Annotated in this window: 14 protein-coding genes; 8 read left to right on the forward strand and 6 right to left on the reverse strand. The window is 49.5% G+C overall.

What is annotated here, in order from left to right; translation table 11 throughout:
* Positions 1-118: 118 nt before the first annotated feature.
* On the reverse strand, positions 119-1,507 hold the full coding sequence (locus ACXIT9_RS02895) for an NmrA family NAD(P)-binding protein (RefSeq protein ID WP_458054741.1): 1,389 nt from the start codon (positions 1,505-1,507) through the stop codon (positions 119-121).
* Positions 1,508-2,755: an NAD(P)/FAD-dependent oxidoreductase gene (locus ACXIT9_RS02900; protein ID WP_458054742.1), complete on the reverse strand. Its 1,248-nt coding sequence runs from the start codon at positions 2,753-2,755 to the stop codon at positions 1,508-1,510.
* Between the two features lie 294 nt (positions 2,756-3,049).
* Between ACXIT9_RS02900 and ACXIT9_RS02905 the strand changes: the two genes are divergently transcribed.
* Positions 3,050-4,279: a serine hydrolase domain-containing protein gene (locus ACXIT9_RS02905; protein WP_458054743.1), complete on the forward strand. Its 1,230-nt coding sequence runs from the start codon at positions 3,050-3,052 to the stop codon at positions 4,277-4,279.
* 90 nt (positions 4,280-4,369) lie between these two features.
* Here the strand turns inward: ACXIT9_RS02905 and ACXIT9_RS02910 are convergent, their stop codons facing one another.
* Positions 4,370-5,695: a DEAD/DEAH box helicase gene (locus ACXIT9_RS02910; RefSeq protein ID WP_458054744.1), complete on the reverse strand. Its 1,326-nt coding sequence runs from the start codon at positions 5,693-5,695 to the stop codon at positions 4,370-4,372.
* Positions 5,696-5,869: 174 nt separating this feature from the next.
* Here ACXIT9_RS02910 and ACXIT9_RS02915 point away from each other — a divergent pair, with 174 nt between their 5' ends.
* Complete coding sequence (locus ACXIT9_RS02915; RefSeq protein ID WP_458054745.1) at positions 5,870-7,726, forward strand: gamma-glutamyltransferase family protein; 1,857 nt, start codon at positions 5,870-5,872, stop codon at positions 7,724-7,726.
* Between the two features lie 120 nt (positions 7,727-7,846).
* Entirely contained in the window at positions 7,847-8,134 is a 288-nt protein-coding gene (locus tag ACXIT9_RS02920; protein ID WP_458054746.1) for a hypothetical protein, read from the forward strand.
* Between the two features lie 257 nt (positions 8,135-8,391).
* Here ACXIT9_RS02920 and ACXIT9_RS02925 read toward each other — a convergent pair whose 3' ends face one another.
* Positions 8,392-9,528 (reverse strand): hypothetical protein, encoded by a 1,137-nt coding sequence (locus ACXIT9_RS02925; RefSeq protein ID WP_458054747.1) that lies wholly within the window; start codon positions 9,526-9,528, stop codon positions 8,392-8,394.
* A gap of 104 nt (positions 9,529-9,632) precedes the next feature.
* On the opposite strand from ACXIT9_RS02925, the gene ACXIT9_RS02930 reads away from it, so the two are divergent.
* The 4 genes from ACXIT9_RS02930 to ACXIT9_RS02945 all read left to right on the forward strand — a co-directional run bounded on the left by ACXIT9_RS02930 (position 9,633) and on the right by ACXIT9_RS02945 (position 15,046).
* Complete coding sequence (locus ACXIT9_RS02930; RefSeq protein ID WP_458054748.1) at positions 9,633-11,270, forward strand: acetolactate synthase large subunit; 1,638 nt, start codon at positions 9,633-9,635, stop codon at positions 11,268-11,270.
* The gene (locus ACXIT9_RS02935; protein WP_458054749.1) at positions 11,267-12,661 is read left to right on the forward strand and encodes an aldehyde dehydrogenase family protein; all 1,395 of its coding nucleotides are present in this window, start codon (positions 11,267-11,269) and stop codon (positions 12,659-12,661) included. The genes ACXIT9_RS02930 and ACXIT9_RS02935 overlap by 4 nt, the downstream gene beginning before the upstream one ends.
* A gap of 42 nt (positions 12,662-12,703) precedes the next feature.
* Positions 12,704-14,011, forward strand: a complete 1,308-nt coding sequence (gene tyrS, locus ACXIT9_RS02940; protein ID WP_458054750.1) for a tyrosine--tRNA ligase — start codon at positions 12,704-12,706, stop codon at positions 14,009-14,011.
* Between the two features lie 339 nt (positions 14,012-14,350).
* Positions 14,351-15,046, forward strand: a complete 696-nt coding sequence (locus ACXIT9_RS02945) for a TetR/AcrR family transcriptional regulator (protein ID WP_458054751.1) — start codon at positions 14,351-14,353, stop codon at positions 15,044-15,046.
* Here the strand turns inward: ACXIT9_RS02945 and ACXIT9_RS02950 are convergent.
* The gene (locus tag ACXIT9_RS02950; RefSeq protein WP_458054752.1) at positions 15,043-16,233 is read right to left on the reverse strand and encodes a GAF domain-containing sensor histidine kinase; all 1,191 of its coding nucleotides are present in this window, start codon (positions 16,231-16,233) and stop codon (positions 15,043-15,045) included. The two genes, ACXIT9_RS02945 and ACXIT9_RS02950, sit on opposite strands and share 4 nt — an antisense overlap.
* 166 nt (positions 16,234-16,399) lie before the next feature.
* Positions 16,400-17,359 carry a zinc-dependent alcohol dehydrogenase family protein gene (locus ACXIT9_RS02955; RefSeq protein ID WP_458054753.1) on the reverse strand — a complete coding sequence of 320 codons (960 nt, stop codon included), beginning with the start codon at positions 17,357-17,359 and terminating at the stop codon, positions 16,400-16,402.
* Positions 17,360-17,542: 183 nt separating this feature from the next.
* On the opposite strand from ACXIT9_RS02955, the gene ACXIT9_RS02960 reads away from it, so the two are divergent.
* On the forward strand, positions 17,543-18,310 hold the full coding sequence (locus ACXIT9_RS02960) for a glucose 1-dehydrogenase (RefSeq protein WP_458054754.1): 768 nt from the start codon (positions 17,543-17,545) through the stop codon (positions 18,308-18,310).
* The last annotated feature ends 1 nt before the right edge of the window (position 18,311 follow it).

Here is an 18,311-nt window from a genome sequence, read left to right on the forward strand (position 1 = left end):
AAAGATGCCAAGAAAAGAAGAAGATCGAATGCTGTAAAGGTCTACCGAAGACAGAAACACAGTTGAAAGGTTCAAAACTGCTCGTAAACGGTACTTTCCACTGCTTGGTGGTTGCAGCTTAATCTTGATTTTTATTTAAGTAACTACTAAAACGCTTCATTACCCAAACATGTGCTACCGCTTGTGTATTAACGTATATAACCCACGGCAAGCGTGGCACAAATTCGTGAATTGCAGTCATAATGTGGCGACCTCCCAGCACATCACGGAACTCTAACCAGCCATAGTCAATGCGCTTTACCAGCCAGCCTCCGGTGATATAAAAAAGCTGGCGTTTATGATCGCTACGGTCAGGCACTAAAGACAACTTGAGCATCGGCTTTTTGAAGAACAAAGGATAGAAGGCCACCTCTCCTTGCCCATTGTCTGCCGCATTAATGAACACACTGAAGAAGGTGGGCAACCACACTTTATACCGATTCGCTACCCACTGGGCACTACGGTGCCTTGTGTTGGGGAGGCGCTGAATACTTCGCACAGTGTTTTTCGGCTTGCCTTCCTGTTTATACTTCGGACTGCAGGGCACCTCATGGGCGCGAGCTAAAGCATCCGAAACGCTTTCTTCATAGCTGAGAAAGTCGATTTCCTCCAGATCGAAACGCAGCTCAGGATCCACTGTAAGCGTATGCCGCAAACTTTCTACCAAGGGGGATACCAGTGAAGCGGGGCTATCACTAAAAAAACCCACCCACAGCTTAGAAAAACCTACAGAAAAAACAGGCACAGAGAAAATAAAGCGCTTCTTCCCCATAGCTTTGGCCGCTAGTTCCATCATTTGCTTATAGCTCAGAATTTCTGGAGCACCGATTTCAAACACCCTTCCATAGGCTTTCGGGTTACCTAAACAAATGTCCATGATCTGTAAGGTATCACGCAGCGAAATCGCCTGCGTCTCCGAAAGTGTCCATTTGGGGCATGCCATAACCGGCAGCTTGCGCACTAGCTTGTCGATCATTTGGAAGGAAGACCCGCCCGGACCCACGATGATCCCCGCTCGCAGCGCTGTAAAAGGGATGCCTTTGGCTGCTAAGGTTTCCTCCACCTCTAAGCGGCTGGCCAAATGTTTACTCATCGGGTGATTTCCCGTTTCTTTCGGTAAAATTCCACCCAAATAGAGAATATGCTTGATACCCACACGCTGCGCTGCCCGCGCAAAGTTATCTGCCAGCAACAGATCCGTATCTTCGAAGCTTCCTTGGTTCAAACGCGTCGAAGGACTCATCGAATGGATCAGATAAATAGCATAATCCGCACCTTGGAGCGCCATCGTGGTAGACGTAATCGAATAAAGTTCCACTTGCCGCCATTCGATGTCCGGATGCTGCTCTCCTACCACCTCTCGCCTACTGAGCGCGATGATACGGTATTTCCCTGCATACGTGGCAATGAACCACTTGCCGATATAGCCGTTAGCGCCTGCGATTACGATGGTCGGTTTTTCATTCATTTAAAGGGGGGCTTGTAAACTGTAGCGAAGTGCTTCTGAGGCCAGGCGGCCAGAGGTCATGGCCGCATTTATGGAAGCGTTCAACTGATGATCGCCTGCTAGAAAAACATGTTCATTTAGCTTAAACTGCGTAAAATTAACCGCATAACGCATGTCTTCTACCTCAGGAAGCGCTTCTTGAATATGATAACTTGTTAAAAACACGAAGTGTTCAGCAGAAATACCGGTCAGCGCCTCGAGCTCCACTTGAACTTCCCGGACCACTTTATCAGGATCAGCTACCTCCTTCACCACAGAAACCGAAAGAAGCGCTTTGCCCTTCGGGGCATAGGCTGCGCTAACATCCGTCATAAAAACAATATTATTCGTCCAAAAACTCTCATCCGGTACCAGCCCAATCATCGGCGTTCCAATAAAAGACTTGGGTAAACTGAAGTAACAGTTGAAAACGCGTCGATAGGTATTGATCTGCCCGCGAAGCTGCGGAATGACCACATCAGGCTTACAGGCTACTAGAATTCTGTCAGCCTCCAGAACGCTGCCATCCTGTAAAAAAACACGATTCATTTCGATTCGCTCCACAGGAGTCTGCAGGCGTAACGTGGTCTGCTTGAGTTTCCCCGCCAGTTGCTCGGGAATCCGCTGCATCCCTTTGGCCGGAACGGCCGCATGCCCTTCACCGAAAAGTTTAAAAACGAACTTAAACATGCGCGAGGAGGTTCTCAAGTCATTTTCCAAGAAAATCCCCTTAAAAAAGGGCTTGAAAAACTGAGTAATCATTTTTTCAGAAAAGCCATAGTGACGTAAAAAATTAATGGTCGGCTGCTGCGGCTCTTCGAAAATGGTCTCCACGGACTTTTTCTTTAGCTCCCGTGTCAAGTAAAAAAGGGAAAGCTTGTCCTTTAAAGTGCCTACCTGCGAAAAGGCCATCGTCACTAACTTAAGCGGATCCCGAATCGGATCATGTACCGCAAAGGAGTTTCCTGGCTTCAAGATGAGGGCTCCAGGCGAAAACGTGCGTAAATCCAAAGCAGCAAAATCCAAATACCGTTTGGCCTCCGGGTAGGCGGTCAAAAGCACCTGAAAGCCGCGGTCAAATAGGAATCCATCCTGCTGGTCCGTTCGAATTCTACCCCCTACCGCATCGGAGGCTTCTAATAGGGTGGGCTTGAACCCAGCTTGCTCTAACTCATAGGCAGCCACTAAACCGGCCACACCGGCTCCGATAATAACGATATTCTGATTCATATAGGCGTTAAGGATGCGTTTCTAGTTTTACTCACTCAGGATAGAATTGTTCAAAATTACATCTTTCCCTAAAAGGTTTCAGGCGATCGGCCCCATATGTAGATGAATAGTCTAAAAAAAGAATTAAACGACAATTTTTGGTGTACAGCAGCACGAACTTGCTTTTGTTAGCATTTGGCCGTATCCGGCCAAAGCCAATAAGATTAAGGAAAATCCGTCCTTTTTGATGAATGGTTTGGTGACAGTGCATAAATTCGCCTTTTTTCGGCCTACAACAAAAAACGCGAATTCCTTATGGTTGGACGTGCGACTACCTGCTTACTACTGGGCATTTTACTCTTTCTACACAGCGCACTACAGGCACAGCGCTACTACCCCCCCGCGGGTGACTGGGAAAAGAAAAGCCCGGAGTCCCTAGGCATAAATGCCAGTAAGTTGGCCGAAGCGGTGCGCTTCGCGCAAGAAAAGGAAAGCACAGCAGATCCCAACTTAAAAATCGCACACTACGAAAGCGCCTTTGGGCGGGAGCCCTTCGGATACCCAATAGGGCCTATGAAAAACCGTGGAGAAGCCACCGGCTTGGTCATCTATAAGGGTTATGTCGTGGCCGAATGGGGAGATCCACATCGCGTCGACCTGACCTTTAGCGTGGCTAAAAGCATCCTTTCGACCACTGTGGGGCTGGCCTTTGACCGGGGGCTGATTTCGGACATCCACCGCCCTGTCTATGAGCTGATGGCTCCGATCATCCCCTATCAGCCAGAGCGCCTGGCCATAAATAAAGCCGATCACTTGGAGCAAGAGGATGTTTTCGAACTTTTCGCAGGCGCGCACAACAGAAAAATCACTTGGGATCATCTGCTGCGCCAAACTTCCGACTGGGAAGGCCGTCTTTGGGGCAAGCCTGACTGGGCGGATCGCCCACGAGGAAATGCTACTACCTGGCGCTCGCGTGAACGATTCGAGCCAGGAACACAGTACACCTATAACGACACGCGCGTGAATGTGCTGGCCCTCGCCGCGCTGAATATTTGGCGCAAGCCTCTGCCACAAGTATTACGGGAAGAACTGATGGATCCCATCGGCGCAAGTGCTACCTGGCGCTGGACTGGATACGAAAATTCTTTTGTGATCTTGGATGGGCAGATCGTGCAGTCCGTCAGTGGAGGCTCCCACTGGGGCGGAGGGCTTTTTATAAATGCGTATGATCAGGCCCGCTTCGGTTATCTGACGCTCGCCGAAGGGCAGTGGCAAGGTCGACAGGTCATCTCGAAGGACTGGTTGGCCATGGCCAAAACTCCTACTGCTGTACAGCCCAATTATGGCTTTATGAATTTTTTCTTAAATACGGACCAAAAAGAAATTCCTGCGGCTCCTGAAGAGGCCTTCTTTCACCTGGGTGCTGGAGTAAATATCGTCTATGTAGACCCTGTACATGACCTCGTCATCGTAAGCCGCTGGATCGATAATGCAGCGAAGGCTACCTTCATCGCTAAGGTACTGGAGAGCTTACCGAAAGAATAGCGAAAGAACGCGGAAAGCCTGTTTTCATACGGTTGATACCGAATGCGAACAGGCTTCTTTCTACATTTTCACCATTTTAGCGGAAGCGCTTTACGCGCCACTGTTGGGCTGCTCGTTACGAGGAGCGCCGGGTTTCTTAGCGCCACTACGCTTCTTTTTCCAGCCCCCTTTGCGTTTAGCACCTTCTCCGGAACTGGCAGAAGCCGTATGTGGAGCTCCACCCGATGGACGTTTATGACGACCACCGCCGCCACCGCCGCCTTTTCCTTTTCTTCCGTAGCTAGGGCCTTCTTGCATGCCTTCTGGCAAAGCAGGCTTCTCTATCTCCATCCCGATCAAGTCTTCGATGGCGTTAAACTTTCGGATATCTTTTTCATTAATAAACGTAATCGCCTCCCCTTTCGAGTCTGCCCGAGCGGTACGGCCCACACGGTGCACATAGTCTTCTGGATCTCCCGGCACGTCATAGTTCACGACCAGTTCGATGCCCACCACATCGATTCCACGAGATATGATATCTGTACCAATAAGCACCTTCAGTTTCCGGTTTTTAAAGCGACTCATAATTTCTTCTCGCTCCATCTGGTCGAGATCGGAATGGAAAGCCTCTACCTCATGGGTTTTGCGCAGGCGCTGAAACAGGCTTTTTACCTTATCCTTCGTCGAGGCGAAAATAATGACCGCCTCATAGGGCTTTTGTGCCAGTAAATGTACGAGGAGCGCCTCTTTATCGGGGTCATGCACCATAAAAGCCTGCTGCGTTACGCCTTCCGCTGTTTTACCTACTGATAGGGTAACCTCCTTAAATGGATAGCTTAATATTTTCTTAGCGAACTGCCGTATTCTCGGTGGCATGGTCGCTGAAAAAAGGATGGTCTGTCGCTTGGTGGGTAAGGCCTTCACGATCCGAAAAAGATCATCTGAGAAGCCCATATCAAGCATGCGATCTGCCTCATCTAATATCAAATGCTGGAGAGAACTTAGGTCTACCTTACCTCCGGCTAAAAGGGCAATCAGTCGTCCCGGCGTAGCCACCACGATATCGGCGCCTTCGGTAAGCGCCCGCTTCTGCACCTCCCATGTGGCGCCATCTCCCCCTCCATAAACCGGAATAGAGCTGACGCCTGTAAAATACCCAAAACCCTGAATCTGCTGCTCAATCTGAATGGCCAATTCGCGGGTCGGGGCTAAAATCAAGGTATTGATACCGCTTGTGGATTCCTCAGCGATACGATGTAAAATCGGTAGTACGAAAGCAGCCGTCTTGCCCGTACCCGTCTGCGCACATGCGATTAGGTCATGTCCAGCCAGAATTTCGGGAATAGCTTGCTCTTGTACGGGTGTGGGGGTATCGAAGCCCATCGCCTCCAAGCCTTCTTGGAGCGATGCGGTAAAATTAAATGCGGAAAATCCCAAAATCTTGTTTGTTAAGTCATTAAATCGTCACTAAGATAGGAGGAATCCCGCTGAAAACAAAAACCAAGAGATGAAGACGATACAGAAGGCCTTAAATCTGAAAAAATAAGTGAAAATTACAGCTTTAAAGCAGAAAATGAGCATATTTAAGCGCGAATCCTTTCCGAAATAAGCATGAAAAGCCATCTGTACCCTCTGCTCTTAATTGGGATGCTCCTGTCCTCAAACCTTCTCCAAGCCCAAATACAAACCCAGAAGCCTCCCTTACATGGAAAGGACTGGATGGCCATCACCGGCAAGCCCCTCGCAGCCACTGCTGGCGCTATGACCTTTCAGCGTGGCGGAAATGCTGTAGATGCCGCCTGTGCCATGCTTGGCGCGGTCTGCACCATGTGGGACATGCTAGGATGGGGAGGAGAGACCCAAGCGCTCATCTATCATCCCGGACTGCAAAAGGTGATCGCTATTAATGCCATGGGAGTTGCCCCCTCTGGTGCTACGGTAGACTTCTTCACTGAAAAAGGCATGGCCTACCCCCCTGAATTTGGCCCCCTGGCCGCCACCACGCCAGGAACACCGGGAGGTCTGATCGTGATGCTGGCCGAGTACGGTACCTTGAGCCTGGAAGAGGTACTCGCCCCCGCGATGGACATGGCCAAAGGCTACCCCATCGAAGCGCAAACGGCGGATAGGATAGAAGGCAACAAAGAAGAACTAAAAAAATGGCCTTACAGCCGTGCGATTATGCTGCCCCACCTTGGTGCGGAACGAGAGGCGCCCTACCCAGGAGAAATTTTCGTGCAAGAAACACTCCTAAGTACCCTCCAAAAGCTCGTAGACAGCGAAAAAGAGGCTTTAGCAGCTGGAAAATCCCGCAAAGAGGCACTCTATGCCGCATTCGATCGCTTTTACAAGGGAGACATCGCCGAAGAAATCGTCCGCAGCGTGCAGGAACAAGGCGGCCTCTTCCAACTCGCCGATCTGGCTACTTATGAGGTGAAAATCGAGGAGCCGCTTTCGGTCAACTATAAAGGGATAGAAGTTTATAAAATGCAGGAATGGACACAGGGCCCGGTGCTGCTGCAGACGCTAAATCTACTGGAAGAGCAGGATCTCCGCGGTATGGGCTATAACTCTGCACGATACCTGCACACCCTTTATCAGGCGATGAATAGGGCCTTCGCAGATCGCGACTTTTATTATGGAGACCCCGCCTTCGAGCCGAAAAGCCCGATGAAAGGCCTGCTTAGTAAAGCTTACGCACAGGAACGGATGGCCAACCTCTCCCCTGTAAATGACCCCCATATCGGGCCTGGTGACCCCTATCCTTTTCAGGGCGAGCAGAACCCTTTTCTGGACCTCTTAAACAGTCAGAAAGCTGGCGGCCTAGCCGCAAAACCTCTCGCCGCCGAGGATGGGCTAAGTGAAAAATACCTAGCCGATTTTCATGCCGGTACCACCACCATCCAGGCTGCCGATAAGGAAGGCTGGGTGGTGTCCATTACGCCATCGGGCGGCTGGGTGCCGGCTACCATCGCCGGTACGACTGGAGTAGGACTGAGCCAGCGCATGCAGAGCTTTGTGCTTGACCGCAGGTTGAATCCATTTAACGTGCTGGAGCCAGGCAAGCGCCCCCGCGTGACACTCACGCCAAGTATGGCCCTGAAAGACGGCGTACCCTTTCTCTCCTTCGCTGTTCAGGGCGGCGACAGCCAAGACCAAAACCTACTGCAGTTTTTTCTCAATATGGTGGAATTCGACATGACCGTGCAGGAAGCCGCTGAGGCAGCTAACATGAACAGCTACCAGATGCGCTCTTCTTTCGGCGCTCATGAGCGCAAGCCAGGAAGGATGACGCTCCAACAAGAAACGCCTCCCTGGGTGCGAAAAGAACTGCAAGAAATGGGCTATCGCTTGGATTTTGTGCAGCGCTCTTCCGGACCGATAAATGCCATCTGGTTTGATCGAAAGCATGGTACCCTCTGGGGAGGAAGCAGCCATCACGGTGAGGACTACGGGATCGCTTGGTAAGGCGCTCGTAAAAGCGCATAGAAAAATAGTCTAACGAGCAGAAAAAAATACCACGTCTCTTGGACTTGTCAGAGGCAAGTGTTAATTTAATGAACTTAAAATTGTTAATTAAATAAACACATGCAGCCGCATCATCTAATCGATTGGTTACAAGAGAAAGAAAAGCGTATCGAGGAGAAAATCGATCAGCTAATCGAGCAAAATCTAAATCCTTTTCCTTTCGAGCGCATCAATAAAGGCAAACGCCTGCTACAGTTAATCCAAGCATGCAGACAGCATGTCCAGCAAGATGAACTTATCCTGGCGGGAAGGGTCTTGCATGCACTGGAAATGGAGGGGCTAAAAGTGCCCGAAAGCCCGCAAACCACCAGCTCCAGTTCTCTCAAAAAACCAAGATCCGCTCCCTAAAAAAGGAAAGAGGATCTATGCCGTGCTTCATAAAGATTCGGGCGATGCTAAAAAAGAAGCACGCTATTTAAATTTAATCTAAATAACTTGCGGGTTTATTTTTTTTCATCTATTTTTACTCTTGGATAAATTTAAGTAGAAAAAGCGGTGGCCCTGTGTGTTTCAGTAGTTTAGCACAGGGTCTTCCGCCTTTTTTCAGGCATGAAATTTTGGGCCTAAGCAGCCTTCACATACCAAGGGGTCTACTTCCCGCCGCATCACGGCTCTATTACAGGTCTCAACTTCATCTTGTAAAATGTGAGGTACTCCTGTTCCTCTCCTAGGTAGTCGTCGTCGCGTAGTCCGTAAAAAACCTGGTCTAAGCCTTCGATATTCAAAATGGTCTTTACTTGAGCAGGTACCACGATTTCATTTGACCAACCTACCTCCTTCCGGTACAGGCGCAGCAGACGCTTCTCCATATCAGGAATTTTATACCAATTTTCCTTTTGATTCAGCCCAGCATTCAGAAAATCATCCTTTTCGATGCCTTCAGAATAGTATATAAGAGGTCCTTCGTTTAGTGCGAAAAGGTTAAGCATCCGCCCACGACTCATGAAATTTCCGCTCACATAGCCTACCCTTGCTTTAGCACCTTCAAGTTGAACATATTTATCCGGCTGAAAATCTAAGGTCTGCTGATGCGCTCCACCTGCCTGCAAGTCGTACACCCCGATCAGGGTTTCGGTATCTAGGCTGAGATATAAAAGATCACCAGCTATACCCATGACTACTCGGGGATTTTCATAAAATAACTCGCCCAGATGTTGACTCTCCGGAAAAAGTGTGAGAAAAGGTTGCATTTCCTTTTTCTCTAGGCTGTAATACTCCAATAGCGAATTGTTTTTCCAGAAATCTTCTAAATAGGGGTTTTGGCCCTCACGGCCGGGATAAAACAGCAGCAAGTCCTCCTTATAAAAATCAAAAGCGCGCGTGTGATAGGGCCCGTCACGCATTTGGCTCGCAAATTCCATGGGCAGCTTTTCCAGTATTTCCAGGTCAGGGTTCAACCTATACATTTCTCCTGAAAGGCTATAGGCAAAAATTTGTCCGGAGGGATGAAAACGCATGCTTAACACCCAGCGGAGTGCCCCCGGACCCTCTTCCGGATAGCTCACTTGCTTGAGGATTTCACCCGTCTCGTTAAAAAGTACGAGTTCATTAGCGGCCATATCGAAAAATGCTCCTTTTCCATTAATAAAATCGAAAGTCCTCGGATTACCGAGATAAGCCACTTGTATCGAATCTATAAGTTCAAGTTGAAAATAGAGCGCTGAACCGTCCTTTTTTTCTGTGGTTTGGCAGGCGCCAAAGAGGAGCAAAGCGATAAAAAATAGGCATGTATGGTGCTGCATAGGGGCTGTATGTTCGGTGAAGCGAAACCATCGCCCCAACGTTTGAGTTTAGAATACGTACTCTTAAAGATAAAGAAATTTTTAATCTTTTACCCTACAACCACATGAAAGCATCGCATGCCTTTGTACAGGCACTCGAAAATGAAGGCGTCACCCATATTTTCGCCGTCCCTGGCGAGGAAAATTTGGACCTTCTGGACGCCATCCGTAGTTCCTCTATCACCTTAGTGCTAACACGCCATGAGCAGGGCGCTGGATTTATGGCAGCTACTTATGGCCGGCTGACTGGCAAAGCGGGGGTGTGCATGGCCACGCTAGGGCCCGGCGCCACCAACTTGGTCACACCCATCGCCTATGCGCAGCTTGGTGCCATGCCCATGTTTGTCATTACCGGTCAAAAGCCGATTAAAAAATCCAAACAAGCACGCTTCCAGATCATCGATGTGGTGGACATGCTGCGGCCAATTACTAAGTTTACCAAGCAAATCGTTAATAGCGCCACCATACCCTCTCTGATTCGGGAATCCTTTCGTCTCGCCGAACAGGAAAAGCCTGGTGTGAGCCATCTAGAATTTCCTGAGGACATCGCTCAGGAAACCACAGAGCCGACACTTTACTTTAAAGCGCCGTATCACAAAACACAGCCCGCTCCAGCAGCCATCCAGCAGGCCATCGCACTGATCGAACAGGCCGAGAAGCCTGTAGTGCTAATTGGGGCCGCAGCCAATCGTGCCTGCTCTCCTGAGGTACTACGCGAATTCATCGATTCCACTGGCATCTACTTCTTTACCACACAGATGGGAAAAGGACTCATCGACGAACGGCATCCTCGCTACTTGGGTACAGCGGCACTTTCGGATCATGACTTTCTCCATCGCGCCCTTGAAAGTGCAGACCTAGTACTGAGCGTAGGCTATGATGTCGTAGAAAAACCTCCATTTTTCATGAAGCCGGGTGGCAAAAAGGTTATTCACATCAACTATGCCCCATCGGAGGTAGATCAGGTGTACTTCCCCCAGCTAGACGTTATCGGCGCGATGGATGCCTCATTAGCAGCCATTGCCAAAGGCCTCACCCCTCCCTCCTCCTGGAATTTTAGCGTATTCGAGGAAGCTAAAAAGAAGATTCAAGGCCACCTTTCTAAATATTTCCAAGATACGCGCTTTCCGATGCTCCCACAGCGACTCGTGCACCTTTTGCGCGAAGCGCTGGAGGAAAAAGATGTCATCACCCTGGATAATGGCGTGTACAAGCTATGGTTCGCACGTAACTATACCTGCTATGGACCCAACACGCTGCTGCTCGATAATGCGCTGGCCAGCATGGGAGCAGGACTTCCTTCTGCCATGGCAGTCAATATGCTGCACCCCGATCGAAAAGTGGTCAGCGTCTGCGGCGATGGCGGCTTTATGATGAACTCGCAAGAGCTGGAAACAGCCGTTCGACTGAAACTAAACCTAACGGTTATTATTCTAAACGATAGCGCCTATGGCATGATCAAATGGAAGCAGGAGGACATGGGCTTCCCCCATTACGGATTGGACTACCAAAACCCGGATTTTGTCCGCTATGCCGAAAGTTACGGTGCACGTGGCTACCGACCCGACTCGGATGAAAAATTCCAGTCTATCCTTGCCCACTGTCTCTCCACAAATGGCGTCCATGTCGTCGATCTGCCCGTGGATTACAGTCTCAATCATCCGATTTTAAACCAACTTTTAAAAGAACAGACCCAATCATGAGCACCTTGCACGTTTTTAACCCTTATACCCTTGAAAAAATCGACAGCATCCCCCTTCAGGGCCCTGAAGCCTTAGAAGAAATGCTCAGCCGGGCTTATGCACTAAGTCTAGATACCTCCCGCGCTCTCCCTGCTCATGCGCGCATTCGGCTACTTGAAAAACTCGCCGCCGCCATGGAGGATCGGGTGGAAGAACTTACTCGTATCGCTGCCGAAGAAGGTGGCAAGCCCTACACCGACTCGCGCGTAGAGGTGCTGAGAGCCATCAATGGGGTCAAAACTGCCGCCACAGAAATTCATCAGCTGAAAGGCGAACAGATTCCTATGGGCCTTACCGAGGCCTCTGCAGGGCGCATGGCCTTCACCTTTCGGGAGCCCATCGGAGTGGTAGCGGCTATTTCAGCATTTAATCATCCGCTCAACTTAATCGTCCATCAGGCCGTCACCGCTTTCGCAGCGGGTTGTCCGGTCATCGTTAAGCCGGCCAACACCACACCGCGCTCCTGCATCACCTTGGTAGGCATGATGCACGAAGTAGGCATCCCCGAGGACTGGGTGCAGGTCCTCATAAGTGATAATGAAACGGCGGAGCGCTTGGCTACGGACGAAAGGGTGAACTTTCTGACCTTTATCGGCAGTGCGAAGGTGGGCTGGTACTTAAAATCTAAAGTTGCACCCGGTACCCGCGTCGCCTTAGAGCATGGGGGTGCGGCTCCGGTGCTAGTAGAAGAAGATGCTGATAGGGCTGCTATCGTAGGGCCGCTGGCCAAAGGGGGCTTTTATCATGCCGGACAAGTCTGCGTCTCTGTGCAGCGGGTCTTTGTGCATGCTAGCCAGGCGGAAGCTTTCGCCGAGCAATTGGCAGCCGCTGGAGAAGCCCTTACGGTGGGAGATCCCTTGGACAAGGCCACCGATGTAGGACCGCTGATCCTGCCCGATGAGGTGGAGCGCGTGGCGCAATGGGTCGAAGAGGCCATCTCCGAAGGAGCACGCTGCCTGACCGGTGGAAAAAAAATCGGCCGCACCTGCTATGCGCCTACTGTGCTCTATAATCCTTCCCCAGAAAGTAAAGTGAGCACTGAAGAAATCTTTGGACCGGTAATTTGTGTATATCCGTACACCGATCGTGCGGAAGCCATTCGGCAAGCGAATGCCCTTCCCTATCATTTTCAGGCCTCCGTCTTTACCCAAAATGTGGATAAAGCCTTCTCTGCTGTTCGCCAGCTGAATGCACTCGCCGTGATGGTTAACGATCATACGGCTTTTCGGGTAGACTGGATGCCCTTCGGTGGTCGGGACGCCTCCGGAGAAGGTATCGGCGGAATCGCCTACAGCATGCACGAAATGACACGCCCGAAATTAATGGTCATCAAAAGCCCTGCATTTGAATAATGCGGGCTAAAAACGTACCTTTGTGCGGAAATTTTCGATATCATGAGCAATTTTATTTCGGAACTGAGCTGGAGAGGCATGCTCCAAGACCAGACACCCGACCTCGATAAACACTTGGCCTCTGGCCTGCGCGCTGCCTACCTGGGCTTCGACCCGACAGCTGACTCCCTACACATCGGCCACCTGGTCGGCGTGATGACTTTAATGCATTTTCAGCGCGCAGGACACAAACCCTTCGCGCTGGTAGGTGGCGCCACCGGCATGATCGGTGACCCTAGTTTTAAATCCGATGAACGCAAGCTACTCGATAAAGAGACGCTCGCCCATAATGTGGCCTGCATCCAAGCGCAGCTAGGCAAATTCCTCGATTTTCAAAGCGATGCGCCTAACAGAGCCGAGCTTGTCAACAACTACGACTGGATGGCGGATTTCTCCTTTCTGGAGTTTATTCGCGATGTGGGCAAGCACATCACAGTCAACTACATGATGGCGAAAGACTCGGTCAAGCGTAGACTAGAAGAAGGGAACGGGCTTTCTTTCACGGAATTTACCTATCAACTTATCCAGGGCTATGACTTTCTCCACCTCTACCAGCAGCGTGAGGTCAGCATCCAGCTAGGGGGCTCCGACCAGTGGGGAAATATCGTCACAGGAACGGAGTTGATTCGTAGAAAAACAGGCGGACATGCCTTTGCACTCACCGTGCCACTTATCACGAAAGCAGATGGCAGTAAGTTTGGTAAAACCGAGAGTGGCTCGGTCTGGTTAGACCCGGAAAAAACGTCGCCCTATGCCTTTTATCAGTTTTGGTTAAACATATCGGATGAGGACGCGGAAAAATATATAAAAATATTCACCTTGCTGGAGCGAGAGGTCATCGAAACGGCCATCTTCCAGCACCGCGAAGCGCCGCATTTGCGCCAGCTACAGCGCCTGCTGGCGGAAGAAATTACCCGTATGGTACATGGGCAGTCCGAACTGGACATGGCCATCGCTGCCAGTGAAATTCTCTTCGGAAAATCTTCCACCGAGGATCTGGCTCGCCTGGATGAACGTACCTTTCTACAGGTATTCGACGGGGTTCCCCAGCTGAATGTACGACGAGAAGAGCTAGAAGCCTGCGCGCATGCCGTAGATCTTTTAGGAGGCTTAGGCGAAGGCGTGATCGCCAAATCCAAAGGCGAGGCCCGAAAACTTATCCAAGGCGGTGGGATTAGCATCAACAAGCTCAAGATCAGCGACCCTCAGGCGCCTTTAGACTGGGAAGGTGCTTTGCAGCTCCTCCAAGGCAAATACCTGCTCGTGCAGAAGGGCAAGAAAAACTACTTCATCTTCTGCGTACTGGCGTAATTAGAGAAACGTAGAGACCACAAAAAATAACGGCAGGCCGGGGAATCTTACCCAAGCCTGCTGTTTTTTTTATGCCTCTCCCGCTCTTTGTACTTGTTGAGGCCCCTAATAGCATCCCGGGCGAAACTGGATGAACGCGAGCTTCTACAGCAATAAATTAAGGGACTAAAGGAGCCTACTGAGGCATCAGAAGCCCGCTGCAGCGCTTCCTTTTTAGGGCCATGCCGGGGACGCTTGTATAGTTACCCTACAACAGATGTCATTTGGAAGGGAATGTGTTTTTGACCCTTGTTTAATTCACTAGAGATTCCCTATCTTTAAGGAAATTTTCAAAGTGCCATGAAAAAACCAAGTAAAGAAAAGCTCATTTTAGACGCAGCGCTGAAGCTCTTTAACCAAAAAGGCTATGAAAAAAGCACCATGGCCGACGTCGCTAAAGCTGCTGGTATCAGTAAGGGGCTCACCTATTTTTACTATAAAAACAAGGAAGATCTGTACATGGCGATTACGAAAAAAGCCTTCGATGCATTAGAGGCTGAGTTTAAAGCCATCGATAAAATGACAGGGAAAAAGGGCTTGGAATTAATTACAGAACTGCTTAATCGGTACATTGATTTCGCAGAAAAAAACCGCATGTTCTATGCGGCTATTTTAAATTTTATGGATCTGATGAGGTTTTATCAGGATGAAGAGAAGCGTACAGAACATATTAATCCACTAATTTTACAAAGCGATCATTTTATCAAGCTGCTCAATTCCCACCACAACTGTGGTAAAATCGGTATCCGTTGGATTTCCTTGGGCATCAAAGACGGCAGTATTCGCCCCGAAGTGCAGCCCGATATCTCCTTCTACGTCATTTGGTCCATGCTAGTGGGCTTCGATAAGTTGACAGGACCCGTTAGCTATGAGGGCAAAGGAATTAAGTTGCACATCGACAATTGGCGACCGGGATTTATCCGTCTGGTACAAGATATGCTAAAAGGCACCCTACAAAGCCGCAAAGTGCAAGTGGTGCAAGGAACACTCTTTTAACTAGCCGCAAACTGTGCTTTCAGGCGGACGCCAAAGCGCAAGCCCCCTTCGGATGCATTTTCAATACTGACCTTCGCTCCCAATTCTTCGAGCAGCTCATAGGAAAGCTTGAGCCCTAAGCCAAAACTCCCCATGGAAACGCCTGACTTGGATTGAATGGCAATGATTTCCTCCTCTGAAAGACCTGGGCCTTCGTCCTTTACAGTAATGTATACGAGACCTTCTTTCTCATCCGGTAATGCGAACACTTGTACATTTTTACCTTTAGGAGTGTATTTAATAGCATTGGAAAGAATATTGCCCAGAATATGCTGCAGTTTTGGCTTGGGATAGGCCAGTAATACTTCCAGTTCCGGAATCTTAACTTCAAGCGATACTTCCCTGGCCTGTGCTTGTACCTGATACAGCTCCAGCAATCCCTCTAAGACGGCACGAAGAGACACCAGTGTTGGTTTTTCTGCTAACAGCAGCTCAATTTCCTCCTGCTGTTCTTTTAAAAAATAATCTGCAAACTCGGACAATTTCTGCGCACTCGACTGAATCGCTTTCATCGCCTGCTTATAATCGGCTACGGAATGCTGCGCATCAGGGTCTGCATACATTTCTGATAAAATACCGAAAGAAGCTAGAGGAGCGCGTACATCATGCATAAGTCTTGCCTGATTTTTTGCCAGGCGCTGAAACTTCTCCTCCTTCACCTTTAAATTTTCTAAAAGCGCAAATTGGTTACTGATGATCTTAGCGAAATTTTTTAAAACTTGCTTCTGTTCCGCTGTTAAATGCAGTCGGTTATCATGCATCACGCACAGTGCACCTACAGGTAGTCCATTCGAAGCTTTTATCGGTACCCCAAAATAATACTCGAGATGGGGAAACTCCTGAACATAAAACGCATGTTTAAATCGCTCGTCATTACTCAGTGATACCACCTCGAAGCTCTCATCCTCAAATACAGTATATTGGCAGACGCTTTCTTCCTTAGCCATTTGACTCACATCGATACCATGAGCTGCTACAGTCCACTGCGTCGCAAAATCCAATATATTAATAAAAGATATCTGCGCCTCAGTTACTAAACTACTCGTACGTGTTATCTCACGTAAGGAGTTTAGTTCCACATGCCAGTCCACAGGTGAATCTACGACATATTTGGAGCGCTCGTAATCCTGTTCAGGTTTTAGCTTCATGATATAAAGATCTTAGCGTATGCGTAAAGGTAAAAAATAAGCAGACATATTTTTCAGAAAAGTAACATACTTTTCCATTTTCCTACTTTCCATAACAAATACCCACTTTTCACGAACAAATTAGTGAAAAGTGGGCATGGAATTCCCGTCGCTCTAGCCGCTAAAATTAGATAAGAAGAATTTTCCCCGTTCTTCCCCCTTCTTCATAAGCCGCCAGGGCCTCTTGGATCTTGTCTAAAGGATAACGCGCAGCTACATCACCGCGTAACGTACCCTGCATCAGTGGACCGATCACCGCCTTAAAAGCCTGCTCCCGTTCTGCCGCGGAAAGGGATTGCACCCATGAGCTCAACCAAAAACCCTTCACCGTCAAGTTTTTGAAAATTAACAGCCCCGAGTTTAGAGGTATATTTTCTAAGCTGAGGAGCCCGAAAACCAACATCGTGCCTCCATACCGCAGACAGCTCAGCGCCCGCGCCCCTAAAGTGCCCCCGACCGCATCAAAGACCACATCAATGCCTTTCGGATAGTCCGCTAGGAGCGCTTTAGGAAGCTTCTCGCTTTCTGTATTGTAGACTTTCTTGGCCCCGAGGGCCAAAAGCGCCTCCTTCTGCTCCTCCCGACGCACCGTGCAGAGCACTTGGATCCCTTTAGCAGCAGCCAGCTGAATGGCGAACTTGCCAAAAGCCGAGGCCCCGGCCGTTATCAGCAGGGTCTGTCCTGCCTGCATCTGGAGCGATTCGATCATCCCATAGGCGGTCATCGGATTTACAAAAGCCTGGCAGGCTACCTCATCCGAAAGCTCCTCTGGAACTGGAATCAGCGTATGCTCCGGAAGTGCGATATATTCTCGCCAGGTGCCCGTAGCAGCAAAGATCACCTTAGTACCCACCGGGATTTTACCGCCGCTGACCTCCACACGCCCCACTGCCTCGAAGCCTGCACTAGAAGGAAGCTCTGGCGTGATGCCGTACATGCCGCGGATAAACATGATATCCGAAGGGTTAATATTTCGGGCGGTAATGCGAATGAGCGCCTCACCTGCTGCTGGCTCCGGCTTGGGAACATCCTCTACAAAAAGTACCTCCTGTGGCAGCCCCAGCTGCTTAAAACTCACTTGTTTCATGGATAATTGGGTTTAGTTTTTCCTGTAAACATCGAAAGAAAAAGCCTGTAGCCTTTGCCACTACTGCCCTTCCGCAAGCCTAAAATAGAAAAAAATACTCGGTATGCATAACATTTTTCCCGAAATCATGGCTTTCCTCTTTCTTTTTAGTTATCTTAAACCCAAAATTATACGACTAAGCCAATGGATTTACAAGAATTATTCTCACTGAGTGGGAAAGTGGCGCTCATCACGGGTGCCAGTAAAGGGATCGGCCTGGGCATCGCGGAGGCTTTCGCCGCGGCTGGCGCCAAAGTAATTATCTCTAGCCGCAAGCAGGAAGCCCTCGACCAGGAAGCCGCCGCCCTACGCCAGAAAGGCTATGAGGTTCAGGGAATCGCCTGTAACGTAGGCGACATCACCGCTCTCCCTAAGCTAATAGAAGGTACGGTAGCAAAGTATGGACAGCTAGATATCCTCGTGAATAATGCTGCCGCTAACCCGGTTTTTGGCCCCGCGCATGAAACCGATGTGAGTGCCTTCGATAAAATCATGGATGTGAACGTGAAAGCGCCCTTTGAGCTGATGAAGCTCGCCTTTCCTTACCTACGCGCTTCCTCCGGAGCGGCAGTCATCAATATCTCCTCTGTCGGCGGCCTCTCCCCTGAGCCCGGTCTCGGCATCTACTCCGTTTCTAAAGCAGCCTTGATTTCCCTCTCCAAAGTGTTCGCAAAAGAATGGGGCGATCAAAAAATTCGTGTAAATACCATCTGCCCAGGGCTGATCAAAACCAAATTCTCCGAAGCGCTCTGGTCGAATGATAAAATCATGCAACACATGATGCGCACCCTGGCCATCAAACGAGCTGGGACAAGTGAAGAAATCGCAGCCATGGCACTGTTCCTAGCCACCGATGCTTCTGCATACACCACGGGCGCCGTCTTGACCGCTGATGGCGGTTTTACCATTTAAA

This window comes from Nitritalea sp. (assembly GCF_054166705.1).

What these genes read in the sequence shown, in the direction of transcription:
- ACXIT9_RS02895 (WP_458054741.1), bottom strand. Translation starts at nt 1,507, where the DNA reads ATGAATGAAAAACCGACCATCGTAATCGCAGGCGCTAACGGCTATATC.
- ACXIT9_RS02900 (WP_458054742.1), bottom strand. Translation starts at nt 2,755, where the DNA reads ATGAATCAGAATATCGTTATTATCGGAGCCGGTGTGGCCGGTTTAGTG.
- ACXIT9_RS02905 (WP_458054743.1), top strand. Translation starts at nt 3,050, where the DNA reads ATGGTTGGACGTGCGACTACCTGCTTACTACTGGGCATTTTACTCTTT.
- ACXIT9_RS02915 (WP_458054745.1), top strand. Translation starts at nt 5,870, where the DNA reads ATGAAAAGCCATCTGTACCCTCTGCTCTTAATTGGGATGCTCCTGTCC.
- ACXIT9_RS02920 (WP_458054746.1), top strand. Translation starts at nt 7,847, where the DNA reads ATGCAGCCGCATCATCTAATCGATTGGTTACAAGAGAAAGAAAAGCGT.
- ACXIT9_RS02925 (WP_458054747.1), bottom strand. Translation starts at nt 9,528, where the DNA reads ATGCAGCACCATACATGCCTATTTTTTATCGCTTTGCTCCTCTTTGGC.
- ACXIT9_RS02930 (WP_458054748.1), top strand. Translation starts at nt 9,633, where the DNA reads ATGAAAGCATCGCATGCCTTTGTACAGGCACTCGAAAATGAAGGCGTC.
- ACXIT9_RS02935 (WP_458054749.1), top strand. Translation starts at nt 11,267, where the DNA reads ATGAGCACCTTGCACGTTTTTAACCCTTATACCCTTGAAAAAATCGAC.
- tyrS (WP_458054750.1), top strand. Translation starts at nt 12,704, where the DNA reads ATGAGCAATTTTATTTCGGAACTGAGCTGGAGAGGCATGCTCCAAGAC.
- ACXIT9_RS02945 (WP_458054751.1), top strand. Translation starts at nt 14,351, where the DNA reads ATGAAAAAACCAAGTAAAGAAAAGCTCATTTTAGACGCAGCGCTGAAG.
- ACXIT9_RS02950 (WP_458054752.1), bottom strand. Translation starts at nt 16,233, where the DNA reads ATGAAGCTAAAACCTGAACAGGATTACGAGCGCTCCAAATATGTCGTA.
- ACXIT9_RS02955 (WP_458054753.1), bottom strand. Translation starts at nt 17,359, where the DNA reads ATGAAACAAGTGAGTTTTAAGCAGCTGGGGCTGCCACAGGAGGTACTT.
- ACXIT9_RS02960 (WP_458054754.1), top strand. Translation starts at nt 17,543, where the DNA reads ATGGATTTACAAGAATTATTCTCACTGAGTGGGAAAGTGGCGCTCATC.